Below are 26,710 nucleotides of genomic sequence, written 5' to 3'. Positions count from 1 at the left end.
CGTGCGGTCACACCCCCGCTCTGCTACGTCAGGGGCCAGGTGTGGACGGGTTCGTTGGCGTGCATCAGGTCCACGTAGGTCCGCAGCATCGTGCGCAACGCGTCCGCCCGGTCCATGTGCGTGTGGTCGTAGTGCCGGTGGAACTCCCGCGCCTGCCAGGTCGCCCCGTTCACCCCGCTCAGGCACCGCTGCTCGATGACGCCCAGTAAACGATCCCGCTCGGACGATTCGACGCCCCACCGGATCAGGCCCTCGTGCGCCAGCGGCAGCAACCGGCGCAGCACCAGCTCGACCACCGGCACCGTGCCGACGCCGGGCCAGTACATCTGCGCGTCCATGCCGTTGCGCGAGGCGGCGTTGAAGTTCTCCTCCGCCGCCTGGAAGCTCATCTGCGACCACAGTGGACGTTCGTCCTCGGCCAGCGCGCGCACCAGGCCGAAGTACAGCGCCGCGTTGGCCAGCGTGTCCACGACGGTCGGGCCGGCGGGCAGCACCCGGTTCTCCACGCGCAGGTGCGGGCGGTCGCGCACGACGTCGTAGACCGGCCTGTTCCAGCGGTAGATGGTGCCGTTGTGCAGTTTCAGCTCGCTCAACGAGGGCGTGTCGCCCTTGTCGAGCACGGCCAGCGGGTCCTCGTCGTCGGTGATCGGCAGCAGCGCGGGGAAGTAGCGGACGTTCTCCTCGAACAGGTCGAAGATCGAGTTGATCCACCGCTCGCCGAACCACACGCGCGGCCGCACGCCCTGGGCCTTCAGCTCGTCGCCGCGGGTGTCGGTGGCCTGCTGGAACAACGCGATGCGGGTCTCGCGCCACAGCTCCTTGCCGAGGAAGAACGGCGAGTTCGCGCCGACCGCGACCTGCACGCCCGCGATGGCCTGGGCCGCGTTCCAGTAGGCGGGGAACTGCTCGGGACTGACCTGGAGGTGCAGCTGGGTGCTCGTGCACGCGGCCTCGGGGACGATCGAGCTCGCCGTGAGGTGCAGGCGTTCGACGCCGTCGATGGAGATCTGCAGGTCCTCACCGCGCGCGGCCAGCACCTGCTCGTTGAGCAACGCGTAGCGCGGGTTGCCCGAGAGCAGGTCCGGCGAGATGTCACTGGAGCGCAGGGTCGGCAGGATGCCGTTGATGACCATGTGCGCGCCGACCTCGCGGGCCTTCTGCTCGGCGTCGTTGAGGCTGCGCCGGACCGTCTCCTCGAACGCCGTGATGCCGCCGCCCGCGAGCCGGCGCGGAGCCACGTTGATCTCGATGTTCCACTGGCCGAGCTCGGTCACGAAGTCGGGATCGTCGATGACGTTCAGCGCTTCGTGGTTCTTCATGGCGGGGTCGCCGTGCTCGTCGATCAGGTTGATCTCGATCTCGAGGCCGGTCATCGGCCTCTCGAAGTCGAACCTCGCTTCACGCAGCATCCGCGCGAACACGTCGAGGCACCGGCGCACCTTGGTGCGGTACCGCGTGCGGTCCTCGCGCGTGAACTCGTGCTTCGCGACGTCCTCGCCCATGGTGGCCTCCCGGCGGTCGAGGGTTCAGCCCACCACTCTGCCCCATGATTGATCAAGCCGACAGTCGTGTGTCTTGTTCCGGATCTAAACGGACAGCTCTCCCGCAGGCACCGCGATGGCCGTGACCAGGATGTCGCCCTGCACGAGCCAGCGGCCGTCGAACCCCGCGATCGGGGTGTCGGCCAGCAGGACGCGGCTGTGGAACGTGCCGTCGGCGTCGAGGGTGATGTCCGCGTCCTCGAAGCCGAGCCAGCGCTTCGTGACCGGGAACCAGGCCTTGTAGGTGGTCTCCTTGGCGCTGAACAGCAGCCGGTCCCAGCAGATCTTCGGGTCGGCTGCCCGCAGCCCCGCCATCCTGCCGATCTCGGACGGGATCGCGATCGCGCCCAGCACGCCGTCCGGCGCGGGCTTGTGCGGTTCGGCGTCGATGCCGATCGTCGCGAAGTCCGTGCTCCTCGCGAGCGCCGCGGCCCGGTACCCCGCGCAGTGCGTGAGGCTGCCGACCACGCCCTCCGGCCACAGGGGCTCGCGCTTCGGGCCCGGCAGGATCGCGGCGGGTTCGACGTCGAGGGCGCGCATGGCCTCGCGGGCGCACGCGCGGACCGTGCTGAACTCGGAGCGGCGCTTGGGCACGGCGTTGCCGAGCCGCGCCTCCTCCTCGGGGAAGAGCTCGACCGGTTCGTCGTCGTGGTACCGCTCGGCCACCGCGATGGGCGGGGGGAACAGCTGTTCCAGCACTTACGACTCCCGCAGCACGTCGTGCAGCTTCACCTGGGTGGTGCCGCGTGGTTTCCACTCGCGCGGGTAGCCGAGCGAGACCTCGTCGAAGCGCACGCCGTCGTGGTGCGTCGTGCGGGGGATGTGCAGGTGGCCGTAGACCATCTCGACCACGTTGAACCGCTTGTGCCAGTCGGCGGTCAGCGTGGTGCCGCACCAGAGCGCGAACTCGGGGTAGCGCAGCACGAACGTGGGGTCGCGGACGAGTGGGTAGTGGTTGATCAGCACGGTCGGCCCGTCGACCGCCGCCAGCCGCTCCTCGGTCTCCCGCACCCGCGCCTGGCACCACGCCTCACGGGACGGGTACGGGTCGGGGTGCAGGAAGTACTCGTCCGTGCACACCACGCCCGCCTCGTGCGCGATGGCGAGGGCCGACTTCACGTCCGTGGCACCCTGCGGCCGAAAGGAGTAATCGTAGCCCAGGAAGAGCGGACAGACGGTGACCGGGCCCTGGGGACCGTCGAAAGTGACGTACGGGTCCTCCGGCGTGATCACGTCGAGGCTGCGGCACAGCTCCACGAGCTGCTTGTAGCGCATCTCGCCGCGGGACTGGTTCGGGTCGTCCTTGGTGGTCCAGAGCTCGTGGTTGCCCGGCGACCAGATGAGCTTCGCGAACTTCGGGCGGAGCGTCCTGAGCGTCCATTCGATGGAGTCGAACTTCTCCGCCACGTCCCCGGCGATGATCAGCCAGTCGGCCGGGTCCGCCGGGGCGATCGCCGCCACGACATCGCGGTTGTCCTGGTAGGAGACGTGCAGGTCGCTGGTGGCCAAGAGCTTCACGCCTCGACGGTAACCGGGGCGTCAACGAAGGATGATCGGCGCCCGGTGGAGTGACCGGTGCCCCACTCGATCGTGGGAGCGGTACCACGACCGGTTATCCGTTCGTCGCAGACAGTGCGCCACTCGTCTCAACAGGGCGAGCCGTGCGTCGCCGTCGTGACGCCGCTCGTCGCCTTTCATGGCCTACCTACTTACCTGTTTTCCGGCCGCCTTCTTACTGTGAGCGCTGTCACCTGACGGAAAAAGTCCTGGCGGAGGACCACACGATGACCGACTCACAGTTCGCTCGCACCCCGGACCCGCGGCTCGCGCGGCAGGTCCCGCCCCGTCAGGTGCCTGGGCGTCCCGTCCCCCCGCGCCAGCCGGTGGTCCCGCCGCGCCAGGCAGCCGTGGGCCAGGCCCCGGTCCGCTACGGCCAGCCGGTCGACCCCCGCCTCGCGGGCACCCCGTCGTTCCGCCGCACGGTGGGCGCCGAGATCGCCCGCCACGCGCAGCAGCAGACCTACGCGGTCCCGCAGCGCCGCACCACGGCCGAGGACACGGCCCTGGCCACCCTGCTCCGCTCCCGTCAGCGCGCCGAGTCCGCCCGCCAGGACCCGCGGCCCGCCGACGTGACGTCCCGCGACTCGTGGATGCGCGCCTCCGCGTGGCCCGAGACCGCGGTCGAGTCGAGCCGCGGTGACGTGATCGAGCAGCTGTCCGCGCGACTGGTGTCCGCGAACCTGTGGGCCGTGATCGAGCCGCTGATCCCGCCGGCCAAGGTCCGGCGCCAGGGTGGCGGCCGCGGCCGGGTCTGCAACCGGTCGGTGTTCACCGCGATCGTGTTCGTGCTGTCCTCCGGGTGTGCCTGGAGGCACCTGCCCGCGTCGTTCGGGGTGACCGTGCCGACCGTGCACCGCCGGTTCCAGGAGTGGACCGACATGGGCCTGTGGGTCCGGCTCCGCCGCGCCGCCGCCGAGGGCGCCTGCGGGACCGAGGAGCTCGACTGGATCCGCGCCGTGCTGGACGCCGCCGACCGCCGGGCCACGAAGGCCGCCGGCTGAGTCCCTCCCCACTTCGCCGGAGTCACCCTGCACAAGGGTGGCTCCGGCGTTTCCGTGCGCTCACATGCCGTTGATGCCCGCGTGGTACTTCGGCACCCGCACGGTGATCTTCGTGCCCAGCCCGCACGCCGTCTCCACGACCAGGCCGTACTCGTCCCCGTAGACCCGCCGCAACCGCTCGTCGATGTTCCCGAGCCCGATGCCCGCGGACTCGTCCACCTGCCCGGCGAGCGTGCGGCGCAGCTTCTCGGGGTCCATGCCGATGCCGTCGTCCTCGATCGTGATGTGGGCCTCGGCGCCGCCGTCGTTCGCGTAGATCTGGATGTGGCCGGGCTCGACCTTGCCCTCCATGCCGTGCCGGACGGCGTTCTCCACCAACGGCTGCAGGCACAGGAACGGCACGGTCACCGGCAGCACCTCGGGCGCCACCTGCAACGTCACCTTCAGCCGCTCGCCGAACCGGGCCCGCTCCAGCGCCAGGTACTGGTCGATCGACCGCAGCTCCTCGGCCAGCGTCGTGAAGTCGCCGTGGCGGCGGAACGAGTACCGGGTGAAGTCCGCGAAGTCCAGCAGCAGGGTCCGGGCGCGCTCCGGGTTCGTGCGGACGTAGGAGGCGATGGCGGACAGCGAGTTGTAGATGAAGTGCGGCGAGATCTGGGCGCGCAGTGCCCGTACCTCGGCCTCCACCAGCCGCGTCCGCGACCGGTCCAGCTCGGCCAGTTCCAGCTGACCCGCCGCCCAGCGCGCCACCTGGTTCGTCGCCCGCACGAGTCCGGCCGAGGCCTCGCGGGAGTAGGCCGCCAGCGTGCCGACCACCCGGCCCTCGACGGTCAGCGGGGCGACGACGGCGCAGTTGATCGGGCAGTTCGGTTCGGTGCAGCCGATGTCGAACGCCTGGGTGCGGCCGGTCAGGAAGACGTCCTCGGCCTGCGCCATGGCCTCGTGGGCGTGGTGCTCGGACACGCCTTCCCACGCGATGATCTCGGTCTCGTCGGTCAGCGCGAGGGCGGGTGTGTCGAGCAACGTCCGCAAATGCCTCGCCGACTTCTTGGCCGCGTCCGGGACGAGGCCCGCGCGCAGCGGAGGTGCGGCGGACCACGCCGTGTGGAGGGTCTCGTAGGTGACGCGCTGGGCCTCGGTCGAGAGCGAGTGCTTGTTGCGCGTGCCCCGCCACAGGACGAGGACGGCCGCCCCGCCGACGATCAGGATCGCGGCGGCGGTGAGGAAGTCCTGCATTTCACGTCACCTTCTAACTGCGCTCTTCGCCCGAGGAGGGACCGGAGCCGTCCAGCCCGAGGTTCTCGGGCGCGTGGAGCCTGACCATCGTGCGCTGCACGCCCGGCGGCACGTGCCGTTGGGTGAGCAGCGAGACCACGTACATCACCGAGAAGCCGAGCGGGACCGTCCACGCGGCGGGACGCGAGAGCAGGATCTCGTACCAGGCGTCGCCGGTGTCGGTGAACATCGTGACGAGGCCCGCCGTCAACGCCGGCACGCCGCCCGCGAGCATGCCCGCGATCGCACCGGCCGTCGTGATGCGACTCGACCAGATGCCCAGCATCAGCAACGGGCACAACGAGGACGCGGCGACGGCGAACGCGAGGCCGACCATGTCCGCGACGGGCATGCCGGTCGACACGAACGTCATCGCGAGCGGCACCAGGCCCGCGAGCACCGTGGAGATCCGGAAGCCGCGCACGCCGCCCAGCCGCAGCACGTCCTGGGAGAGCACTCCTGCGAGCGACACCACCAGGCCCGACGACGTGGACAGGAACGCCGCGAACGCGCCTCCCGCCACCAACGCGCCGAGCAGCTCGCCGCCGATGCCGTCGATCATCCGCGTCGGCAGCACGAGCACCACCGCGTCGGTCTGGCCGGTCATCAGCAGCTCGGGGGTGTAGAGGCGGCCGAGGGCGCCGTACATCGGTGGCATCAGGTAGAAGACCGACAGCAGGCCCAGCACGATCAACGTCGTGCGGCGCGCCGCCGTGCCGTTCGGGTTGGTGTAGAAGCGCACGATCACGTGCGGCAGGCCCATGGTGCCCAGGAACGTCGCGATGATGAGCGAATAGGCCCCGTACAACGGGAAGTCCTGGCCGCTCGACATCGGCAGCGACCACATCTCGTTGGTGTTGTGCGCCATCGTGGACAGGTGCGGGACCGGCGCGTCCTTCGGGAACGTGAACTCCGAGCCCTGCCCGATGCGGTGGTATCCCTCGGGCAGCACCACCACGGTGTTCTCGACCCGTGCGCCGTCGATCTCGCCGGTACCCCTGATGGAGATGAACTCCTCGGCGTGGATCGTCGTCGAGCGCTGGAAGACGACCTCGGTGTCCTGCCGGAACACCGGGTACTCGGGCTCGGTCAGCGAGTCGGCGCCGTGCACCTGCCACACGACGATCAGGAACACGATCGGCACGGTGATCGCGGTGAGCTTGAGCCAGTACTGGAAGGCCTGCACGAACGTGATCGACCGCATCCCGCCGGACATCACGTTCGCCGTCACGACCGCCGTGACGATCAGCGCGCCCACCCAGTCCGGCGCGCCCGTGACCGTGTTCAGCGTCAGGCCCGCGCCTTCCAGCTGCGGCAACAGGTACAGCCAGCCGATCGCGAGCGCCAGGACCGACGCGACCGCCCGCACGGTGCGGGACCGGAAGCGGGCCTCGGCGAAGTCCGGCAGCGTGTAGGCGCCGGACCGCCTCAGCGGCGCCGCGACCATCGTCAGCAGCACCAGGTACCCGGCGGTGTAGCCGACCGGGAACCACAGCATGTCCGGCCCGTAGGCGAAGATCAGCCCGGCGATGCCGACGAACGACGCCGCCGAGAGGTACTCACCGCCGATCGCGGAGGCGTTCCACCACGGCGAGACCGTGCGGGAGGCGACGTAGAAGTCGGACGTCGTGCGGGAGACGCGCAGTCCGTAGGCGCCGACCAGGATCGTGCCCAGGGCGACGACCACCACCGCCACGATGGCGTACCCACTCGTCATGGACGTTCGACCAGCTCCGCGAACTCGCGCTCACTGCGCTCGGCCTGGCGCACGTAGAACCAGCCGGCCAGCAGCAGCATCGGGCACGTCGCCACGCACAGCAGGAACCACGGCAGCCCCAGCCCGAGGATCCGGAACCTGCCGAGCTCCGGCTCGATCGCGAACAGCAACGGCAACAGCGCCAGCGCCCCGGTCGCCACCAGGCACACCGACAGGCCCAGCCGCCGTTGCGCGCGGATCAGCGTGCGCATGTAGACGGCACCGAGCTCGCTCTGCTCGTTGATCTCGCGCGTGCCGGGGTAGGGGCGGCGCGCACGGGGTGCCCGCGTGCGCGGGCTCGTCACCACCACGCGCTGAGTCGGCTTCGGGTCCGGTCTCCTGGGTGGCGGCGTCGTCACGACCCGAGCCCGTTCCTCGGTTGCAGGACACCGGCGGGACCGGCCACCGGCGCGGGCCTGGCGCGGCGGACGAGCAGTTGCCGCAGGTGGCGGGCGTGGCGGCGGCTGACCGGCAGCACCGCGCCGCCGATCGTGACGCTCAGGTGGCCGTCCTCCAGCCGCAGCTCGTCGATGTGGCCGAGAGACACCAGGTGGCTGCGGTGGATGCGGACGAACCCGGCGCTGCGCCAGCGTTCCTCGAGGCCGTTCAACGCCGCGCGCACCAGGCCGCTGCCGGTCGCGGTGTGCAGGCGGGCGTAGTCGCCGTGCGCCTCCACGTACCGGATGTCGGCGAGGCGGATGAACCGGGTGACGCCCCCGAGCTCGACGGGGATGACCTCGTCACCCATCTCCGGCGGCGTGGAGCCGGCGGGCTGCGCGGGCGGCGGGGTGGTGGGTTCGGCCGCGGTCTTGGAGTCCCACACCTCGTGCACGATGCGGTGCACGGACTCCGCGAGCCGTTCCTGACGCACCGGCTTGAGCAGGTAGTCGAGCGCCTTGAGCTCGAACGCCTCCACGGCGGGCTGCTGGTGCGCCGTCACGAACACGACGGGCGGCGGCTGCGCGAAGCGCGAGAGCACGCGGGCGAGGTCGAGACCGTCGAGCCCGGGCATGCGGATGTCGAGGAAGACCGCGTCCAACGGCTGACCGGCGTCCATCGCGCGATGCAGCACCCGCAGCGCCTTGGTCGCGTCGGTGACCGCTTCCACGTGGGCGATGCGCGGATCGGAGCGCAACAGGTAGGTGAGGTCTTCCAGCGCCGGTGCCTCGTCGTCGACCGCGAGCACCCGCAGCGAGCGCTCGAGGCTGCCGCGTCGATCCGGCCCCTCGCAGATGGGGCAGGGCAGACCTGAGGTCATTCGAGATCGAGTCCAAACTGTGTACGGCCGATCCTCACGTGGCGCGATTGGACCACGTTCGGTCATCGCGCGCCTGGTGAGCCGAGGGCGTCGGATACGCGATCATGCCCCCTCACGGAGGGTGATCCGCTGCGGGGGTCCGGTTGCACAGCGTGCGCACGAAAAGAACGAGCACCCCCTCCGGCCCCGGAAACGCCGATCGGCCGCATCATCCGCCAGGATCAGGACGAGCGGGAACCCTCCGATCGGGTGTCAGGATTGCCGGATCGCGCGCGGCTGAGCCGCCAGCGCGTCACCCAGCGTGATCTCCAGCTCGATGAACGACTCCTCGGCACGTCGGGCGGCCACGCTCACGGAGGCGGCGGCGGCCGGGCCGATCAGTCTGCGGGTGGGAGCGCGCAACGCCTGGATCGCCTCGGACCACTGGTTCGAGAGCTTCGCGAGACCGCTCAGCGTGTCCACGAGCTCCTCGGTGTTGTCCGGCGGCGACTCGACGATCTCCGCCAGCCGGTCGCGCAAGGCGTCCAGTGCCGGGTCCACTTCAGTCCTCCAGACAGGCCGCGCCAGCCATTTATGCCACTGGGCGACACCATATCCCGACCACTGTGGCCCAGTGCAATGATGTTGCCCCCAACGGCGCCACGCGGTCAATCGATTGCGCATTCCGTCTCACCAGGCGCTTGTCTCACTTGGCGCGCAGTTTCGGCGGTAGTCCGAAAAGCACGCGGTTTCGCGTGGTAAGAGTTGTGCACGGCCGATCTGGGGGATGCGGTGAACTATTTCGTGATTCAGGACGGTGGTCCGGTTCCGCGCGCTCTGGTGCGGGTGGACGGTCACCGGGAACAGAAGCTCGCCGGCACGGGGGAGTGGGCCGACTGCGCTGTGCTCGCCGCACCCGAGCCGGGGTGGACCGTGACGCAGGTCGAGAGTCACACGTTCTACGACCACGTGTACGAGGCCATGCGCGAGGCACGGGCCGGGTTGCCGTGCGTGGCGGTGTCCTCGACGACCTACCTGATCGACGAGTTCGTCAACGTGACCGCGGTGATGCGCCGGCGGGACGGCGTCGAGGAGTGGCTCGGGCGGGAGAACGTCTGGCAGGCAGCGGACCCCGGCGGGGAAGTCCGGCTGCCCATCAGCGAGGAGGAGCTCGAGCGCCTCCAGTGGATCGCCACGCGGCCGTCGTGGTTCGTCGTGCGCGAGACGAACGGCCGGGTGCACGCCGTGGTCAGGAAGATCCCGTCGGCGGAGGAGGCCTACACCCGCGACCTGCGCTGGGAGCCGTCCGACCTGCTCGGCCGGGAAGACCTGCGGATCGAGGAGGTCCATCGCGCCGAGACGGCCCTGGAGCAGATCGAGCTGGAGGTGTACCGGGAGCGGAACCGGGGGCCGGACGAAACCGAGTACTTCACGGTGGAAGGCCGGAGCTACTACCCGCGGGACGTCTTCTGCGTGATCAGGCGGACCTCGGCGGGAGAGGAGGTCCACGCCGGTGCGTCCGGCTGGGTCCCCTCGGAGCTGCTCGCCGAGGTGGAACAGGGCTGGCACGTGTTCTACCGCCATCGCGCCGTGTCCGCGGAGGAAGCCGGGGCGGTCATCGCGGCACGGTCCGGCCGCCGGAGTTTCCTCCTGCTGGACGCACCGGGCGAGCTGCCGCTGCCGCTCGCGGTGGTCCGGGTCGACGGAGAGCGGGAGGAGGCGTTCACCCGCGACCTGGCGTGGGGTCCGTCGACCCTGCTGACGCGGACCGCGGAGCAGCCGGGGGTGCGGGTCGAGGAGATCCCGCCCGCTTTCGAGGTGAGCAGGTTGTTCATGATGTCCACCCGGATCCGCCATGAGAGGCAGGGGAGCGAGTGGCCGCACGACGGGCACTGGTACTTCGCCTTCTTCACCAGCCAGGCCGCCGCGCTCGATCTCACGAACGTGCTCTGGCTGCACCGGACGGAGGCCGGGCGGACGGGCATTGGAGACGATTACCACGGCGACGGCGGGTGGCGCTCCACGCGCTGGGCGTTGGAGGACTACGACCGGGGCAAGCGGGACGAGGAGTACCTGCCGGTCAGCCCGGACGAGGCCCGGCGGCTGATGAAGCTCCTCGACGCCCGCTGACCGTCAGAGGCGGCCGACGTCCGTGATCGTCACGACCGCCTCGCCCAGCTCGTCCGACGCCGCCAGGTCGACCTCGGCGTTGAAACCCCAGTCCTTGTCCCCGGCCGGGTCCTCGAAGATCTGCCGGCACACCCAGCGCTCGCGCTCGACGTTGATGATCAGGAACGCCGGGCCGCGCGCGTTCGGGCCCGCGCCCAGGTCGGAGTGCTCCTCGAAGTACGGCTCCAGCGCGTCCATCCACTCCTTGGCCGTCCAGCCCGACTCGTGGTCGAGCTCGCCCAGGGAGTACCAGTCGCGCTTGGCCGCGAGCTCCACGCGGCGGAACAGCGCGTTGCGGACCAGCACGCGGAACGCGCGGACGTTGCGGGTGACGGCGGGCGGGAGGTCGACGCGGACCTCCTCGACGGGCGCGTCCGGGTTGGTGAGCTTCTCCCACTCGTCGATCAGCGACGAGTCGACCTGGCGGACGAGCTCGCCCAGCCACGCGATCAGGTCGTTGAGCTCCTCGGTCTTCGCCTCGTCCGGCACCGTCTGCGACAGCGTCTTGTAGGCGTCGGCCAGATACCGCAGCACGAGGCCCTCGGAGCGGGCGAGGCCGTAGAACGCCACGTACTCCGTGAACGTCATCGCGCGCTCGTACATGTCGCGCACGACGGCCTTGGGGGACAGGTGGTAGTCGCCGACCCACGGGTGGCCGCGGCGGTAGGTGAAGAACGCGGCCTCGAGCAGCTCGTTGAGGGGCTTCGGGTACGTGACCTCCTCCAGCAGTTCCATCCGCTGGTCGTACTCGATGCCGTCGGCCTTCATCGCGCCGATCGCCTCGCCGCGCGCCTTGTGCTCCTGCGCGCCCAGGATCTGCCGCGGGTCGTCCAGAATGGACTCGATCACCGACAGCACGTCCAGCTCGTAGCCCGGTGCCTCGCGGTCGAGCAGCTCGATCGCGGCCAGCGCGAACGGCGACAGCGGCTGGTTCAGCGCGAAGTTGAACTGCAGGTCCACGGTGAGCCGGAAGTCGTCGCCGTCGCGTTCCACGACACCGGCCGCGACCAGCGCCTTGTACATCGCGAGTGCGCGGCGGATGTGCCTGAGCTGCTTCGGGCGGTCCTCGTGGTTGTCCTCCAGCAGGTGCCGCATCGCCCCGAACGCGCCACCGGCGGGGCGGCCGATCACGTTCAGCAGCATCGCGTGCGAGACCTGGAACGACGACGTCAGCGGCTCGGGCTCGGCGCCGACGAGCCGTTCGAACGTCGACTCGCTCCACGACACGAACCCGTCGGGGGCCTTCTTGCGCACGACCTTGCGGCGCTTCTTCGGGTCGTCGCCGGCCTTCGCCAGCGCCTTGATGTTCTCGACCTCGTGCTCGGGCGCCTGCACGACGACCGTGCCGACGGTGTCGTAGCCCGCGCGGCCCGCCCGTCCGGCGATCTGGTGGAACTCACGGGCCTTGAGGATGCGCGTGCGGGTGCCGTCGTACTTCGCGAGAGCCGTGAACACGACCGTGCGGATCGGCACGTTGATGCCGACGCCGAGGGTGTCCGTGCCGCAGATGACCTTCATCAGGCCCGCCTGCGCGAGCTGTTCGACCAGGCGGCGGTACTTGGGCAGCATGCCGGCGTGGTGCACGCCGATGCCGTGCCGGACCAGCCGGGAGAGCGTCTTGCCGAACCCGGACGAGAACCGGAAGTTGCCCATCTTCGCGGCGATGGCCTCCTTCTCCGGCTTCGTCGCGACGTTGACGCTCATCAGCGACTGCGCGCGCTCCAGGGCGGCGGCCTGCGTGAAGTGCACGACGTAGATCGGCGCCTCACGGCCGTGCAGGAGGTCTTCGATCGTCTCGTGCAACGGCGTGGAGACGTACTGGAAGTTGAGCGGCACCGGGCGCTGCGCCGAGCGGACCACCGCCGTCGGCCTGCCGGTGCGCCGGGTCAGGTCCTTCTCGAAGAACGAGACGTCGCCCAGCGTCGCCGACATCAGCAGGAACTGTGCCTGCGGCAGCTCGACGATCGGCACCTGCCAGGCCCAGCCGCGGTCGGGCTCGCTGTAGAAGTGGAACTCGTCCATGACGACCTGGCCGACGTCGGCCGCGGTGCCGTCGCGCAGGGCGATGTTCGCGAGGATCTCGGCGGTGCAGCAGATGATGGGCGCCTGGTCGTTGACGCTGGCGTCGCCGGTCATCATGCCGACGTTCTCCGGCCCGAACACCTCGCACAGCGCGAAGAACTTCTCCGAGACCAGCGCCTTGATCGGCGCGGTGTAGAAGCTGCGCTGGTTGGCCGCCATCGCGACCAGGTGGGCGCCGATGGCCACCAGGCTCTTGCCCGACCCCGTGGGCGTGCTGAGGATGACGTTGGCGCCCGAGACGAGCTCGATGACCGCTTCCTCCTGCGCCGGGTACAGCGCCAGGCCGCGCTCGGTCGCCCAGTGGGAGAAAGCGTCGAACAGTTCGTCTTCGTCGGCGATCGAGGTGAGCCGGTCCGTGAGTGCAGTCATCGCGGGTGAACTATAGGTGGTACGCGTATTCGGTGAACTCCCAGTCGGTCACGAACCGCTGGAACCGGGCCACCTCCTCCCACTTGAAGTCCACATAGGACCGCACGAAGTCCTTGCCCAGCACGTCGACCATCGACGTGTCCTCCTCCAGGTGGGCGAGGGCGTCCGGCAGCGTGCCGGGCAGCGTCGGGGCCTTCGACGGGTCGTAGCCGTACCCGGCGGAGGGCCGCGGCGGCTCGATCTGGTCGCGGATGCCCAGGTAGGTCGCGGCGATGAGGCCGGCGATGCCGAGGTACGGGTTCGCGCTCGCGTCGCCGAGCCGCAGTTCGAGCCGGGTGGTGTCCCCGCGTTCGGCCGGCACCCGGAGCATCGCGCTGCGGTTGTCGAGGCCCCAGTCGATCAGCCACGGCGCGAGCGAGTCCGGCCCGAACCGCTTGTAGGAGTTGACCGTGGGGTTGAGCAGCGCGGCCAGCGCCGGGGCGTGCTTGAGGATGCCGCCGATGGCCCAGCGCGCCTCGTCCGACAGGCCGCTCGTGGTGCCCGGCGCCTGGAACGCGTTGCGGCCGTCCTTCTCGTGGCACGACAGGTGCAGGTGGAAGCCGCTGCCGCCGCCGTCGTTGAACGGCTTCGCCATGAACGTCGCCATCCGGCCCTCGCGCCGGGCGAGTTCCTTCACGCTCGTCTTGAAGCGGAACGCGCGATCGGCCGCGTCCATGGCGGGCGAATGGACGAGGTTGATTTCGAACTGCCCACCCGCGTACTCGTGGTTGCCGCCGGTCGTTTGGAGACCCGCCGAACTGAGCGTGCGAAGAGTTCTCAACAGATGACCGTCTGAATCGCCCCGGCGGCCGGTCGCGTAGACGTTGCCCGGCTCGTCGCAGTAAGGACGCCACCCGTTCGGGCGATCTTCGTCCGGTTCGCACAGAAAATATTCCAGCTCGGGTCCCACGACGGGGGTGAGCCCGGTGGTCTCGAATATTTCCAGCGCCCTGCGCAGCACCTGCCGGGGCGATTCGTCCACCGGTCTTTCGTCGGCCGGACTGACCGCGTCGCCGATGCACCACGCCACACCCGGCTCCCACGGGATCGGGAGCAGGGTGTCGAGGTCCGGGACCACGATCACGTCGGGCAGCCCGGCGTCGAGCACACCCCCGTTCTCGGTGGTCTTGCCGCCGGGGGTGGTGCTGTAGACGGCCCGGCAGAACGACAGCCCGCGCTGGGTAACCGCAGGTAGGTGCTCTACCAGGACGTCACGGCCCCGGTCGGTGCCGAGCAGGTCGGGGAAGACGACGCGCACCACGTCGATCCCGCTCTCGCCGAGTCTTGCCGCGAGTTCCCGTGTCACCTGTTCACCGACCACGTCGAACTACCTTTCCGGCACAGTGTGTTGCTGGCGCGGAAGGGGATAACGTCGAGGGGCAAACGCTATCGACCCGTCCGTGGAGCAGGGGCCGTGATCGGCCCCCGTCGGTGCTCCACACTCATCGTCCACCACGAGGCAACAGTCCGTAACTGGACGGGTGACGACCGTCACGAGATCATGCACGATGTGGGATCGTGATCAAAGAGGTTGCGGATCGACTCGCACCACATCACAGACATAGTTCGGAACCGCAAGTATTGTGCCGGGAACACCTGAGCTCGAGCACGGGAGACTTTGAGTTGTCTGGTCACCACACGATTGCCGAGACCGAGAAAGCCGTCCAGGCGAAGCTCGGTGCGGTGCCGCTGCGTCGCGAGCAGATGGCAGCGGTGTCGAACATCCACCGCGCCGCCACCGCGATCCGCCAGCACCTCGAGAACTCGGTGCTGCGCACCAGCGATCTGACCTGGACCGGCTTCGTCGTGCTCTGGGTCGTGTGGATCTGGGGCGAGATGGAGACGCGCTACGTCGCCGAGGAGGCCGGGATCTCCAAGGGGACCCTGACGGGCGTCGCCAAGACGCTGCAGTCAAGGGGCCTGCTGGAGCGCATGGGCCACCCGACCGACGGGCGCCTCGCGGTTCTGCGGCTCACCCCCGAGGGTGAAGAACTGATGGCGGACCTCTTCCCCAAGTTCAACGAGGAAGAGGTCTTCGTCTCAGACCCGCTGGAGTCCTCCGAGGCCCAGTCGCTGGCCGAGATGCTGCGCCGCATGGTGACGCACCTCGAGGCCAACGGGGAGCAGCGCCGGTTGGATCTGCGTGGGGACACGCCGCTGCCGCCTCGGCGGTCCGGGCGGCGCGCCAAGCACGGCTGATCCGACGTCCACTGGGCGACTCACCCGCGTGTGAGTCGCCCAATTCGGCGTTCGTTCTCCGTCTGGCCGGTCAGAGGGCAGCCCCCTGACCAGGCGTCAGAGCAGGCTCAGCACCCGCGCGTGCAGCGTGTCCAGGTAGTCCTCCGACTCCGGCTTCATCAGCACGCTGCGCAGCACCCGCGCCCCGTCCGCATCGGCCGTCACCTGGGGGTGGCGAGCGGCGAACGCGCTCTTCGAGGCCCGTGCCACGCTCAGGAAGATCGGGTCGACGGGCGCGTTCATGCCGGTGTCCATCACACGGTGCGAGGCGGCGTCCACGGCCGTCAGCGTGAGCGGGTCGGTGCGCGGGAAGTACGTCACGATGTCGAGCTCGGGCTCCTGGTAGAGCTCCAGCGCCTCCGACTCGCGGATGATCGACGCCCACCGAACGGCCGCCCGCCGTCCAGCCGCCAGCACCTCGCCCAAGCCGTCGCGGGTCAGCGGCAGCAGCCGCAGCGTCAGCCAGAGGCCCGCCGCCGCGGCGCCCGCTCGTGAGCACTCCAGGCTGATCTCGCCCAGGTGCAGTTCGTCGGACGTGAAGTAGGTGTACGGGGAGTCGTGCAGGTAGAAGCGGCCCACGGACGGGTCGCGGAACAGGACCGCGCCACACCCGTAGGGCTGTAGGCCGTGCTTGTGCGGGTCCACCACCACGGAGTCGCACGAGCCGATGGCCTCCCACGGCTCGGGGGCAAGGTCAGTACCGGCGAGCAGGGCGAAGAAGCCGCCGTACGCGCCGTCCACGTGCACCCGCACGTCGTAGCGGCGTGCGACGTCCAGCACGAGATGCACCGGTTCGATGGCACCCAGAGCGGTAGTTCCCGGGGTTACCACGACCGTGCCGACCTTGCCGGTCTTCAAAAGCTCTTCCAAGGCATCCAGATCCATGCGGCCGAGCCCGTCCACCGGCACCGGGTGGCCCTCGATGCCGAGGACGCCGCACATCCGTGAGTGCGTGTAGTGCGCCTCGGAGGAGTACGCGATGCCACGGCCCGGATGCAGCGAACGGGCTACGAAGAGTGCTTCGAGGTTCGCGATCGTGCCGCTGGACGTCAGGTGGCCGAGGTGCTGCTCGCCGTAGCCGAACATCGTCGCGAGGCCGGAGACGACCTCACGTTCCATCGCGGCGGTCGCGGGGCCGCCGTCGAGGGCGTGGTTGTTCGGGTTGATCAGCATCGCGGACAGGTAGCCCACGACGGCCGCCGGGTGCGGCGGCTTGAGCATCTGGCCCGCGTAGCGCGGGTGGAAGAACGGGTAGTTGTCGCGCAGGCGGTCCTGCAGCTCGGCGAGCGCCGAGCCGAAGACCGCCGGGTCGACCTGCAGCGACGAGTGGGGTGTGAAGGTGCCGTAGTCGGCTGTCCACTTCTCGTGGTTGGCCAGCGCCTCGTTGAGCCAGTGTTGAAGATCCACCGCGCACACCCCACTCGTTCACGCACACATCCGAATGTTCGAATTTGGACGTTACGGCAGACCCCAGCGCGAAGACGAGCCGTTGGCTTCCACATCACGCGCCGAGGTGTCGGGACGCGTGCCGCGACGGGAGACCACGGCGCTCTGACCTCGGCGAAGCGGGATCTCGATGGCCGATCCGCGAGTCTTGTACTCCAGGCGCCGGCCCCACGGGTCGCGGACGTCGATGTCGCCGGCGATCCCGTGCTCCAGCACCAAAGGCGAGCCCGCCTCGGAATGGATCTTGACCCAGTCGGTGCGCCCTCCAGACCGTGAAGCGTCCACGAGGAACGCGCCTTGCGTGCGCAACGACGAGATGGACGCATCGGCCCAAGTGGACGAAACCGACGGGAAGACGCGCACGACGTTGTTGTGCGACTGGACCATCATCTCCAGCACGGCCTGGCCGGACATCAGCGGCGACTCGATCGCGAGGTTGCCGCCCTCGCGGTAGAAGGTGTTCTCGGTCAGCACGGCGTTCGTGCCGACCTGCTTGCGGTCGAGGAAGTAGCGCAGGAACTGGAGCGCCTCCTCCGGGCGGCCCATCGCCGACGCCATCGCGGACGCGGCGCCGTAGCTGTACCCGGCCCACGCCTGCTGCCGCGAGACCCAGTGGTCGAACGTCCTGTCGATCAGCGCGCGGTGCTCCGGCATGTCGTACGTCAGTTCACGCAACGGGTAGAACCACAGCATGTGCGAGAAGTGGCGGTGCGAGTCGTTGAGCGCCACGTCCTTCCCGATCAACGCGCCGTCCGGACCGAGGTGGTACGGCACGAGCCGGTTCGCGATGTCACGCCAGCGTGCGTTCTCCTCGATGGACAGCAGCGTGCGCACACCCCAGCGGATCAACGAGAGGTCGTACGTCGTGTCCGTGGCGTTCGCGTACTCCGGTGAGCGCGTCTCCGGCAGATGGAGCTTCCCGTCCGCGCCCTCCACGAGGAACCGCGCGTAGTAGTTGACCGCCTTCGTCAGGATCGGGAAGAGGACGTCCTTGAGGATCTTCTTGTCCATCGTGTGCCGGTAGCCCAGCCAGACGTTGTGGCAGGCCCACAGAAGATTGCCCGTATGGTCATTCGGCGCGACGCCCGGAACCCCGCAGTAGCGCGGTCCCGAACGCAGCGTGCGGTCGCCGGGATGGCAGATCGCGTACGAGTTCCCGTCGCGGTAGGCGGGGTTCACGTTGAGCTCGAGGTTGTGCTCGAACCGCTTCAGCGTCGTCGTCACCGCGTCGAGCTCGTGGTGGTTCGAGCCGTTGACCAGCGGGTACGAGATCTGGACGTTGAGGTTCCACCACACGGCCGTCCAGCTGTTGCCCTGCTCGGGGAACCACGGGCCCCACTCGGAGATCACCGGTGCGTCGGCCCTCGTGGCGGCAGCCATCTTGTAGAGCTGCAACCAGTAGAAGCGCTGCACGAGCTTGTCCGGCACCGAGACCAGCGACTTGGCGAAGTACGCGTTCCACCAGCGACGATGCTGCAGTGTCAGCACCTCGAACGGGATCGCGAGCGCCTGACGCACCTCCCGGATCGCGTCGGACGTGTGCGTGTCCGCAGGGTGTGTGTACGCCACGTGGGCCGCGAACCGGCCGTTGTGGGTCTTCCAGGCCGTTGTGTAGCCACCGCCCGCGAGCAGCGGCTGTGCGGCGTAGGAGACACCGTTGGCCGTGCCCAGAGTGGGCGCGGGGTTGGCCGTGTAGTCCGCCGGCCTGCGGATCTGCCGCGTCGTGGACGACTCCAGCGGCTGGAAACCCCAGGTCACGTCACCTTTTGTAGAAGCCAGGAAGGTGCTGCGCGAGTTGTGCACGAGCATCGTGAACGTCGCTGACCCCTGCGTGGTCGTCACGGAGCCCGTCAGTTCGGCGTTCCACAGGTCGAGCGTCCAGTCGACCGCGGTGATCGCGCCGGCGAACTGCAGGGTCAGGTACCCGATCGGCAGCCGGGACAGGCCGACCGCGGCCTCCCAGTGCTCGCGCTGGTCCTGCACCTCGGAGTGGCTGAGCATGAGCTTCAGCTCGTTCGCCGTGCGTCCCGCGTAGACCTGGACGCCGAGGAAACCGTTGGCCAGAAAGGGACTATCGCCCCAATTCGCCGGCAGCCGCTTCCATTCCATCCGAGCGTCCCGGACGACGTCCCGGTGCACGTTGCGACCCGATGTTTCGGGGATCGTCGGCGCTGCGACCGAGGTGCCCGTCCCCAGTGCGGACGCCCCCACGGCCGCGCCCGTCCCGTACAAAAAGGTTCTACGCGACAGCTCTGTCACTGTTCGTCCCTCCGTGCCGTGGCGGCGGCGGAACGGATCTAACCGCAGAAGTCATCCGATGACTAGCGCGTGGCTTGAGCGTTGACACAGATGTGTGAGCCAAATGTTGTTGCACAGCGCTGGCCACAGCGGGGGAGTGGCAATTAGCGTCTCGGCACATGTCACCTGTTGCCATGCACATGAGCGACGGTCTCCTGAACGCGCCGGTCTCGGTCGTCTTCCTCGTCGTAGCGGCGGTGGGCGTCGGGTTCGCGTTGCTCAAGGCCCGTGCGGACCTCGACGACCGCACGGCGCCGATGGCGGGCCTGGTGGCCACGTTCATCTTCGCCGTTCAGATGATCAACTTCCCGATCCTGCCCGGCGCCTCCGGTCACCTGCTCGGTGGCGCGCTCGCGGCGATCCTGGTCGGCCCGTACGTCGGCGCGCTGTGCGTGACGATCGTGCTCGTGGTGCAGGCGCTGCTGTTCGCGGACGGCGGCCTCACCGCGTTGGGCGCCAACGTCACGAACATGGCGCTGATCGGCACCGCGACCGGGTTCCTCGTCGCGGTGGCGCTGCGCAAGTTCGCCGCGAAGGGCAAGGGCGGGCTCGCGGCCGTCGCGTTCGTCTCCGCGTTCGTCAACACGATGCTGGCCGCCACCGGGTTCGTCGTCGAGTACGCGATCGGTGGCGCGGGCGGCGTGGAGATCGGCAAGGTCGCGTTGCTGATGTGGGGCCTGCACGCGTTGATCGGCATCGGCGAGGGCGTGATTACGGCCGTCACCGTCACGTCCGTCGCGTCGATCCGGCCCGACCTCGTCTACCTGCTCAAGGGCAACCAGAAGCCGTTGGAGGTACGGTCGTGAAGAAGTTCTTCATCGGGTTCGCGTTCGTGTCACTGCTGATCGCAGGAGTGCTGTCGTACTTCGCCTCCGGCGACCCGGACGGCCTCGACAAGACCGTCGAGGACACCGGCATCGCCGAGCACGCTCAGGAGCACCCGTTCTCCGGCAGCACGTTCGCCGACTACGCGCTCGGCGGTGACGACAAGTTCACGGGTCTCGCGGGCGTGCTCGGCGTGGTCGTGGTGCTGGGCCTCTCGTTCGGCCTGTTCTGGTTGTTGCGCAAGAAGTCCGACGCGTAGTGGGCGGCGCTCACGACGTCCTGCACCACGCCGGCTCTTCGCCGGTGCACCGCCTCGCGCCCCACGTGAAGATCCTCGTGGCGTTCGGGGCGGTGCTGGGCGTCGTGGCGACCCCGCGCACGTGGTTCCCGTTGTTCGGCGTCTACCTGCTGCTGATCGTCGCGGTGTGGTTCGTCGCGCGGGTTCCCGTGCTGTGGTTCGTGAAGCGCGTCGTGATCGAGGTGCCGTTCGTCGTGCTCGCGTTCCTGCTGCCGATCTTCGGCACGGATCCGCGCACCGGCTTCCTGGGCCTGTCCGTGTCCGTGGAAGGGTCCCTGGCGGGCTGGAACATCCTCGCCAAGGGCACGCTGGGCGTCCTCGTCAGCCTCACGCTGGCCGCCACGACCGCGCCGGGGGACCTGCTGCGGGGACTGCAGACGTTGCGCGTGCCCGCGCCGTTGATCATGATCGCCACGCTGATGCTGCGCTACGGCGAGGTCGTGGTGGGCGAGGCGAAACGCATGCGCGTCGCCCGCATCTCCCGCGGCGACGACCCGCGGTTCCTGTGGCAGGCGGGCGCGACCGCACGCGCGGTCGGCACGTTGTTCATCCGGTCCTACGAACGCGGAGAGAGGGTGCACCTCGCGATGGTGTCGCGTGGCTGGACGGGCAGTCCGGGAGGCTCCGCGATGATCGTCCCGGAGACCCCCGCCGCCCCTGCCCTGGAGGTCTCGAAGCTCGCGTTCGCCTACCCGGACGGCCACCAGGCGCTGTTCGGCGTCGACCTGCGCGTCGAGCAGGGCGAACGGGTCGCGGTGCTCGGCCCGAACGGCGCCGGCAAGACCACCTTCGCGTTGCACCTCAACGGAGTCCTGTCCGGCGGCTCGGGGTCGATCTCCATCGCCGGGCTCGAGGTCCGCAAGCAGAACCTGCGCGAGATCCGGCGCCGCGTCGGCCTCGTCTTCCAGGACCCCGACGACCAGCTGTTCTGCCCGACGGTGGCCGAGGACGTCGCGTTCGGACCGCGCAACTTCGGCATGTCCGATGTGGACGAACGAGTCGCGCGGGCGTTGGGCGCCGTCGGCATGGAGTCGGTCGCGGACCGCTCACCGCTGCACCTGTCGGGCGGTCAACGGCGTCGCGTCGCCCTGGCGTCCGTGCTGGCCTGCGCGCCGGAGATCCTCGTGCTCGACGAGCCGTCGGCGAACCTCGAACCGGTGGCCCGCCGCGAACTGGCCGAGCTGCTGCTCTCGTTGGCCCCCACGATGCTCATGGTCACGCACGACCTGCCGTTCGCGCTGCAGATCTGCCCCCGCAGCGTGCTGATCGACGACGGCGTGGTCGTGGCGGACGGCCCGACCCGCGAGATCCTCGCCGACTCGGAACTGCTCGCCCGCCACCGCCTCGAACTGCCCTACGGCTTCCGCCTCGACTGAAGGCAACCGTCCCAGCAGGACACTCCGCAGCCGGCCGCCGCTGTGATCGCGCCGTGGAACGAACGCAAGGACTACCGCGCGTGGTCCGGCGAGCTGACGTGTGACTGAAGGCCGCCCAGCACGATCTCCAGCAGCACAGCGGGATTCGCACCTTCGTGCATGCTCTGCAGCATCCCCTTCATGAGCACCACGAGGTCCGTGGCCGTGACGTCCTGGCGCACGCCACCCGCCTCCTGCGCCTTCTGGAGCAGACCGCCGAGCGCCGCGTGCAGGCCCTTCCGCAACTCGGGTGACACGGTGATGGCGTCGGACATGTCCCGCTTCACCGCAGCCTCGTCCGCCATCTTGGTGAGGAATGCGAACAACGCCTGCTCGGGGCTGTCCGCGGGCTCCTCGGCCGACGCGATCATGGCGGCCACCCGCGTCTCCGTGACGGCCTGGAACAACGCCTGCTTCGTCGGGAAGTGCCGGTAGACCGTGCCCGGCCCCACGCCGGCCCTGGTCGCGATCTCGTCCAGCGGCACCTCGAAGCCCTGAGTGGCGAACAGCTCCCGTGCCGCGTCCAGCACCTTCTCGCGGTTCCGCGCCGCGTCGGCCCTCATCGTTGCCAACCGGGGCGTGCGTTCCGTATCGTCCTAAACGGGGTCACCGTTCCGATTCTACTTTTGGGGAGACGACATGACGCGCACGCTCGAGCAGATCGTCGAACACGTCCGCAGGATGGTGGCGGGGGAGGAGACGCACGGCCAGTTCGCCGACCTCTTCGCCGAGGACGGCGTCATGGCCTACCGGTTCCCGACGCACCACCAGCCGCCGGAGATCAGGGGCCGCGAGGAGATCCGCGCGTACTTCGGCAAGGTCCGGGGCGCCGGCGTGCGGGAGAAGATCGAGGTGCAGAGCGTCGAAACCCGGTGCTGGCGCACCAACGACCCGGACGTCGCCGTGGCCGAGACCACCCACCGAGGCTGGTCGAAGGTGAAGCAGGACTACTACACGTTCACCGCCGTGGCCATCATCCACTTGCGTGACGGCGAGGTCGTCCGCTACGACGACTACATGAACCCGTTGCTGCTGCAGGAACTCCTCGGCGTATGACCTTCGACCTGTTCGCTTGGTGCACGTCGGCGCTGGGGAGCCCGGTCGCCGAGGTGCGGTACGAACGGGTGTCGATCTCGTCGGTCTTCGGCGTGCTGCTGGCGGATGGCCGCGGGGCGTACGTGAAGGTCCGCCCGGACGACGGCCGTGCGGCCTCTTGCCTTGCGGCACAGCAGTCGTTGGCTGAGCGAGGGTTCCCGTGCCCCCGCCCGCTGACACCGGTCCTGGTGTCGGACGGATTGGCCGTGCACGCCGAGGACCCGTTGCCCGGCGGGGAGATGCTGCGCGGCACCTCGCCTTCGGTGGCCCGGCGCTATGCGGAAGTGTTCGCCCGGCTGATGGCTCTGCTGGCCGACGTCTCCGTGCCGCCGCCGGTGCCGTCGCCGCGCTGGGCCCGGTGGGACCACACCGGTCCCGGGCTGTGGCCGGCGATCGACTTCCTCGACGCGCGGGACCAGAGCGTGGTGCCGTCGCACGTGTCGGACGCCGCTGCTCGGGTTCGTGCGCGGCTGCTGGCGACCTCGTTGCCGTGCGTGCTGGGGCATGCGGACTTCGAGGCGCAGAACCTGCGCTGGCAGGACGGTTCGGTGCTGGCGGTGCACGACTGGGACAGCCTGGCGTGGCAGCCGGAAGCGGCACTGGTCGGTGCCGCTTCCGGGGCGTTCGCCAACGTGCCACCGCCGGGGTTGGTGCCGGTGGAGAGTTCGGCGGCGTTCATCGAGACCTATCAACGCGTCCGCGGCCGTGCGTTCTCCACGGAGGAGGTGGAGGTCGCGTGGGCCGCGAGCATGTGGACCGCCTTGCACAACGCACGGTGGGAAGTGCTCCACGGCGACCCGACGCCGTCAGGTGACGCCGTGCGCGCGCAAGGTGCTGAACGCCTGCGGCTGGCGAACGCCTAGCTCGCCGCGCGCCGCCGCCGTTCCGCCAGCACCGCCGACAGGTACGGGTGCGGATGCGTGTACTCCACCCGAGGCGACCGGATCGCCGCACCGACGTCGTCCGACAGCCGGGTCCCCAGATCCCACCGGGCCTGCTCGGACAGCTCGTGGTACCGGCTCAGGTACTGCCGGACCGCCAGCGCCAGCTCGTCCGGCAGCTGCGACAGGTCGAGCCCGGCGGCCCAGTCCGCGAGCTGCGGCGGCATCACGGCGAGCTCCACCTCCTGGCGGGGCACGCGCGTGTGGATCACGACGGTGCCCGCGAGGTAGTCGCCGACCCGCTTGCCCTTCTCCGAGAACAGCGAGACGAACAGGGCGATGGCGCCGCCCAGGCCGAGGAGCCAGAAGTCCACGACGAAGCCGGCCAGCGAGCGCACCAGGGCGTGGCGGAAGCGGATCGCGCCGCCGTCGTCGCGCACCACCCGCAGGCCCATGGCGAGCTTGCCCAGCGAACGGCCCCGCGTCGCGGTCTCGATCGCCGTCGGGAAGCCGATCATCACGACTATCAGCAACGAGAGTGCCAGCGCGGACTGCAGCGCGTCGTCGAGATCGATCGGCGCCAGGACGAACATCAGCACGAGCAGGCCGAACTGCACGGCCACGTCGATCGCGAACGCGACCGCCCTGCTGGCCAGCTGTGCGACGCGCAGGTCAAGAACTACCGCTTCACCGGTGACTAGGTCCCCCACGCGGATAGTGTGACTCATCGTGGATCTGGACGTCTTCATCGATCGCCACCGCGCGTCGTGGCAGCGGCTCGAGCAGCTGGTCAAGCGCTCCGGCCGGCTTGACGGGGCCGAGGCCGACGAGCTGATCGCGCTCTACCAGCAGGTGACGACGCACCTGTCGGTCGTGCGCAGCCAGATGCCGGACCCCGCCACCGTCGAACGGCTGTCGGCGCTGGTCGCACGGGCGCGGTCGGTGCTGACGGGCACGCACACGCCGGCCTGGCGGACGTTCACGCGCTTCTTCACCCACCGGCTGCCCGCCGCGATCTACCGGGGCTGGCGGTGGTGGGTGCCGGCCGGGCTCGCGTTCTACCTGGTCACGGGCATCATCGCGGCGTGGATCGCGGCCAACCCCGACGTGCAGGCCTCGATCGCCGCACCCGACGAACTGCGCGAGATGACGCGAGTCGGCGGCGGTTACGAGTCCTACTACTCCAGCGACCCGGCCGGCTCGTTCGCGGCGAAGGTGTGGACGAACAACGCCTGGATCGCCGCCGCCTGCCTGCTGCTGGGCGTGCTGTTCGCGATCCCGCCGATCTACCTGCTCTTCACCAATGCCCTGAACGTCGGTGTCGGCATCGGGCTGATGTTCGGCGCGGGGCGCGGAGAGCTGTTCCTCGGGCTGTTGGCGCCGCACGGGCTGTTGGAGCTCACGGCGGTGTTCGTGGCGGCTGGGATCGGCATGCGGCTGGGCTGGCAGGTGATCGATCCGGGCAAGCGCACCCGTGCCCAAGCCCTTGCGACAGAAGGACGGTCGGTCGTCGCGGTGGCGCTCGGGCTCGTCCTGGTGCTGCTGGTCTCCGGTGTGCTGGAAGGCTTCGTGACGCCGTCCGGGCTGCCGACGTGGGCCCGCGTCGGCATCGGTGTGGTGGCCGAGGTGTTGTTCCTGCTCTACGTCTTCGTGATCGGGCGCCGGGCCGCGCGGCAGGGCGAGACGGGCGACATGGACGCGAGCGAACGTGAGGACGTCGCGCCCGTCGCCGTCTAGGTCGTGTCCTGCAGGTCAGTCCGCGGTAGTCGCGGCCGAGGGCCACGGAGGCGGCACCGCCGGAACGCCCGAATACCTCCGGTATGAGGGCGCCCCGGCGGCACCACCTCCGAGTCTCTCGACCGTGACTCTCATCGAACAGACCTACAGGACACGACCTAAAGCTTCCCCGCGGCCTTCAACGAGAGATAACGGTCCGCGAGAGCGCGTGGCAGGTCATCGGGCAGTGCGTCCACCACGTCGACACCGTGTCGTGCGAGCAACGCGGTGAGGCGGCGGCGTTCGGCCAGAGTGCGTTCCGCGGCAGCAGCGGCGTACACGGCCTCCAGGTCGCCACGTCCGGCCGCCATCGCGTGCACGGCCGGGTCGGACACCGACGCGATCAGCAGGTGGTGCCGTGTCGCCACCGTCGGCAGCAACGGGATCAGGCCGTGCTCGATCGACGGCTCCAGCGACGTCAGCAGCACGACGAGCGAGCGGCGACCGGCGCGGCGGAGCACCTCGGCGACGGCACCGCGGGCGTCGAACTCGACCAGTTCCGCCTCCAGCGGTGCCATGGCCTGCACCAGGACCGGCAGCGTGGCGCGCGGTACCGAGGCGCGCACCTTGTGGCTGAACGCCAGGAAGTCGACCTGGTCGCGGGCCTGCGATGCCAAGGCGGACAACAACAACGCGGCGTCCATCGACGTGTCCAGGCGTGGCAGGCCGCCCAGCGCGCCGTCGACGCGGCCCGCCGAGGTGCGGGCGGTGTCGAGCACGATCGTCACCTGACGGTCGCGTTCCGGGCGCCACGTGCGCACCACCACGTCCGTCGACCGTGCCGACGCACGCCAGTCGATCGAGCGCACGTCGTCACCGATCACGTACGCGCGTAGCGAGTCGAACTCCGTGCCCGCGCCACGGATCAATGAAGCCCGGCGGCCGTCAAGTTCACGCAGGCGCTCCAGTAGTGGCGGAAGGTGACGACGGCTGTGGAACGGCGGCAGCGCGCGCACCGTCCACGGCACGACGTGTGAGCCTTGCCGCGCCGCGATGCCCAACGGGCCGTGGGAACGCACGGTCACACGGTCCGCGACGCGATCGCCACGACGCACGGGCCGTAGCTCGAACGACAGCACACGAGACCCACCAGCGGGCACGTCGACCGCGACTCTGTCGACGACCACACCGGCAGAAGGCGCCCATGCGTCACGCAGAACGCCACGCAGCCGACGGCCGGGGTTGTGCACGGTCAGCTGCACCACACACGGCTCGCCCGTGCGCACAGACGTCGCCCCCGCGCGCGAGAACGTCAACCGCCGGACGCCAGCCGCCAGCACGAGATCGACGGCCACACACGCCACCAACACACCGAGCAAGACGAGAATCCCTTGCCACGAAGGCAAGAGGAGCCCGACGACGAGAACCCCGATGAGCGCGAGCAGCCCCGCGCGGCCCGTGAGCGCCAC

23 protein-coding genes and 2 pseudogenes are annotated in these 26,710 nt (G+C 69.6%); 10 read left to right on the top strand and 15 right to left on the bottom strand.

All coding sequences use genetic code 11. The annotated features are described in order from the left end of the window. Positions 1 to 23: 23 nt before the first annotated feature. The 3 genes from IEY88_RS22875 to IEY88_RS22865 form a co-directional block, all read right to left on the bottom strand. Positions 24 to 1,502 carry a glutamate-cysteine ligase family protein gene (locus IEY88_RS22875; RefSeq protein WP_189156859.1) on the bottom strand — a complete coding sequence of 493 codons (1,479 nt, stop codon included), beginning with the start codon at positions 1,500 to 1,502 and terminating at the stop codon, positions 24 to 26. Between the two features lie 84 nt (positions 1,503 to 1,586). Further along, positions 1,587 to 2,240, bottom strand: a complete 654-nt coding sequence (locus tag IEY88_RS22870; RefSeq protein WP_189156858.1) for a 4'-phosphopantetheinyl transferase family protein — start codon at positions 2,238 to 2,240, stop codon at positions 1,587 to 1,589. After that, the gene (locus tag IEY88_RS22865; RefSeq protein WP_189156857.1) at positions 2,241 to 3,059 is read right to left on the bottom strand and encodes a metallophosphoesterase family protein; all 819 of its coding nucleotides are present in this window, start codon (positions 3,057 to 3,059) and stop codon (positions 2,241 to 2,243) included. 683 nt (positions 3,060 to 3,742) lie between these two features. Here IEY88_RS22865 and IEY88_RS44380 point away from each other — a divergent pair. After that, positions 3,743 to 4,090, top strand: a pseudogene (locus IEY88_RS44380) (transposase); the annotation flags it as partial. Between the two features lie 72 nt (positions 4,091 to 4,162). Here the strand turns inward: IEY88_RS44380 and IEY88_RS22855 are convergent. The 5 genes from IEY88_RS22855 to IEY88_RS22835 all read right to left on the bottom strand — a co-directional run bounded on the left by IEY88_RS22855 (position 4,163) and on the right by IEY88_RS22835 (position 8,931). After that, entirely contained in the window at positions 4,163 to 5,338 is a 1,176-nt protein-coding gene (locus tag IEY88_RS22855) for a sensor histidine kinase (RefSeq protein WP_189156855.1), read from the bottom strand. Between the two features lie 13 nt (positions 5,339 to 5,351). Beyond that, a complete protein-coding gene (locus tag IEY88_RS22850) occupies positions 5,352 to 7,094 on the bottom strand; it encodes a sodium/solute symporter (protein ID WP_189156854.1) in 1,743 nt (580 codons plus the stop codon). Beyond that, a complete protein-coding gene (locus IEY88_RS22845) occupies positions 7,091 to 7,492 on the bottom strand; it encodes a hypothetical protein (RefSeq protein WP_189156853.1) in 402 nt (133 codons plus the stop codon). The genes IEY88_RS22850 and IEY88_RS22845 overlap by 4 nt, the downstream gene beginning before the upstream one ends. Next, on the bottom strand, positions 7,489 to 8,391 hold the full coding sequence (locus IEY88_RS22840; protein ID WP_189156852.1) for a LytR/AlgR family response regulator transcription factor: 903 nt from the start codon (positions 8,389 to 8,391) through the stop codon (positions 7,489 to 7,491). Before IEY88_RS22840 ends, IEY88_RS22845 begins: the two co-directional genes overlap by 4 nt. 252 nt (positions 8,392 to 8,643) lie before the next feature. Then, positions 8,644 to 8,931, bottom strand: coding sequence for a hypothetical protein (locus IEY88_RS22835; protein ID WP_189156851.1), 288 nt, complete (start codon positions 8,929 to 8,931; stop codon positions 8,644 to 8,646). Between the two features lie 231 nt (positions 8,932 to 9,162). Here IEY88_RS22835 and IEY88_RS22830 point away from each other — a divergent pair, with 231 nt between their 5' ends. Further along, positions 9,163 to 10,500: a hypothetical protein gene (locus tag IEY88_RS22830; RefSeq protein ID WP_189156850.1), complete on the top strand. Its 1,338-nt coding sequence runs from the start codon at positions 9,163 to 9,165 to the stop codon at positions 10,498 to 10,500. A 3-nt stretch (positions 10,501 to 10,503) separates the two neighbouring features. On the opposite strand, the gene IEY88_RS22825 is transcribed toward IEY88_RS22830, so the two are convergent. Then, positions 10,504 to 12,990: a DEAD/DEAH box helicase gene (locus IEY88_RS22825; protein WP_189156849.1), complete on the bottom strand. Its 2,487-nt coding sequence runs from the start codon at positions 12,988 to 12,990 to the stop codon at positions 10,504 to 10,506. Positions 12,991 to 13,000: 10 nt separating this feature from the next. Further along, the gene (locus IEY88_RS22820) at positions 13,001 to 14,335 is read right to left on the bottom strand and encodes a glutamine synthetase family protein (protein ID WP_229693646.1); all 1,335 of its coding nucleotides are present in this window, start codon (positions 14,333 to 14,335) and stop codon (positions 13,001 to 13,003) included. Between the two features lie 317 nt (positions 14,336 to 14,652). Here IEY88_RS22820 and IEY88_RS22815 point away from each other — a divergent pair, with 317 nt between their 5' ends. Next, entirely contained in the window at positions 14,653 to 15,228 is a 576-nt protein-coding gene (locus tag IEY88_RS22815) for a MarR family winged helix-turn-helix transcriptional regulator (protein WP_030481763.1), read from the top strand. Between the two features lie 96 nt (positions 15,229 to 15,324). Here IEY88_RS22815 and IEY88_RS22810 read toward each other — a convergent pair whose 3' ends face one another. Beyond that, complete coding sequence (locus IEY88_RS22810) at positions 15,325 to 16,674, bottom strand: pyridoxal phosphate-dependent decarboxylase family protein (protein ID WP_189156847.1); 1,350 nt, start codon at positions 16,672 to 16,674, stop codon at positions 15,325 to 15,327. A 51-nt stretch (positions 16,675 to 16,725) separates the two neighbouring features. Next, complete coding sequence (locus tag IEY88_RS22805; protein ID WP_189156846.1) at positions 16,726 to 18,972, bottom strand: glycosyl hydrolase family 95 catalytic domain-containing protein; 2,247 nt, start codon at positions 18,970 to 18,972, stop codon at positions 16,726 to 16,728. Between the two features lie 158 nt (positions 18,973 to 19,130). Here IEY88_RS22805 and IEY88_RS22800 point away from each other — a divergent pair, with 158 nt between their 5' ends. The 4 genes and pseudogenes from IEY88_RS22800 to IEY88_RS44370 all read left to right on the top strand — a co-directional run bounded on the left by IEY88_RS22800 (position 19,131) and on the right by IEY88_RS44370 (position 21,510). Further along, a complete protein-coding gene (locus IEY88_RS22800) occupies positions 19,131 to 19,817 on the top strand; it encodes an energy-coupling factor ABC transporter permease (protein ID WP_189156845.1) in 687 nt (228 codons plus the stop codon). Further along, entirely contained in the window at positions 19,814 to 20,095 is a 282-nt protein-coding gene (locus IEY88_RS22795; protein ID WP_189156844.1) for a PDGLE domain-containing protein, read from the top strand. Before IEY88_RS22800 ends, IEY88_RS22795 begins: the two co-directional genes overlap by 4 nt. Beyond that, a pseudogene (cbiQ, locus tag IEY88_RS44375) lies at positions 20,095 to 20,733 on the top strand (cobalt ECF transporter T component CbiQ); the annotation flags it as partial. The gene IEY88_RS22795 and the pseudogene cbiQ, both read left to right, overlap by 1 nt. Before the next feature lie 30 nt (positions 20,734 to 20,763). Next, complete coding sequence (locus IEY88_RS44370; protein WP_229693720.1) at positions 20,764 to 21,510, top strand: energy-coupling factor ABC transporter ATP-binding protein; 747 nt, start codon at positions 20,764 to 20,766, stop codon at positions 21,508 to 21,510. Positions 21,511 to 21,581: 71 nt separating this feature from the next. Here IEY88_RS44370 and IEY88_RS22785 read toward each other — a convergent pair whose 3' ends face one another. Next, positions 21,582 to 22,112 carry a TetR/AcrR family transcriptional regulator gene (locus tag IEY88_RS22785; RefSeq protein ID WP_189156842.1) on the bottom strand — a complete coding sequence of 177 codons (531 nt, stop codon included), beginning with the start codon at positions 22,110 to 22,112 and terminating at the stop codon, positions 21,582 to 21,584. Positions 22,113 to 22,188: 76 nt separating this feature from the next. Here IEY88_RS22785 and IEY88_RS22780 point away from each other — a divergent pair, with 76 nt between their 5' ends. Together IEY88_RS22780 and IEY88_RS22775 are read left to right on the top strand one after the other, a co-directional pair. Next, a complete protein-coding gene (locus IEY88_RS22780; protein WP_189156841.1) occupies positions 22,189 to 22,605 on the top strand; it encodes a nuclear transport factor 2 family protein in 417 nt (138 codons plus the stop codon). Next, the gene (locus IEY88_RS22775) at positions 22,602 to 23,507 is read left to right on the top strand and encodes a phosphotransferase (RefSeq protein ID WP_189156840.1); all 906 of its coding nucleotides are present in this window, start codon (positions 22,602 to 22,604) and stop codon (positions 23,505 to 23,507) included. The genes IEY88_RS22780 and IEY88_RS22775 overlap by 4 nt, the downstream gene beginning before the upstream one ends. Here IEY88_RS22775 and IEY88_RS22770 read toward each other — a convergent pair. Continuing rightward, complete coding sequence (locus IEY88_RS22770) at positions 23,504 to 24,235, bottom strand: RDD family protein (protein WP_229693645.1); 732 nt, start codon at positions 24,233 to 24,235, stop codon at positions 23,504 to 23,506. The two genes, IEY88_RS22775 and IEY88_RS22770, sit on opposite strands and share 4 nt — an antisense overlap. 19 nt (positions 24,236 to 24,254) lie before the next feature. Between IEY88_RS22770 and IEY88_RS22765 the strand changes: the two genes are divergently transcribed. After that, positions 24,255 to 25,262 (top strand): stage II sporulation protein M, encoded by a 1,008-nt coding sequence (locus tag IEY88_RS22765; protein WP_189156838.1) that lies wholly within the window; start codon positions 24,255 to 24,257, stop codon positions 25,260 to 25,262. Between the two features lie 158 nt (positions 25,263 to 25,420). On the opposite strand, the gene IEY88_RS22760 is transcribed toward IEY88_RS22765, so the two are convergent. Beyond that, positions 25,421 to 26,710 carry a DUF58 domain-containing protein gene (locus IEY88_RS22760; protein WP_189156837.1) on the bottom strand — a complete coding sequence of 430 codons (1,290 nt, stop codon included), beginning with the start codon at positions 26,708 to 26,710 and terminating at the stop codon, positions 25,421 to 25,423.

The sequence above is a fragment of the Lentzea pudingi genome (genome assembly GCF_014646255.1).
Classification (GTDB): Bacteria; Actinomycetota; Actinomycetes; order Mycobacteriales; family Pseudonocardiaceae; genus Lentzea; species Lentzea pudingi.
This window is presented reverse-complemented; position numbering and strand designations above follow the sequence as displayed.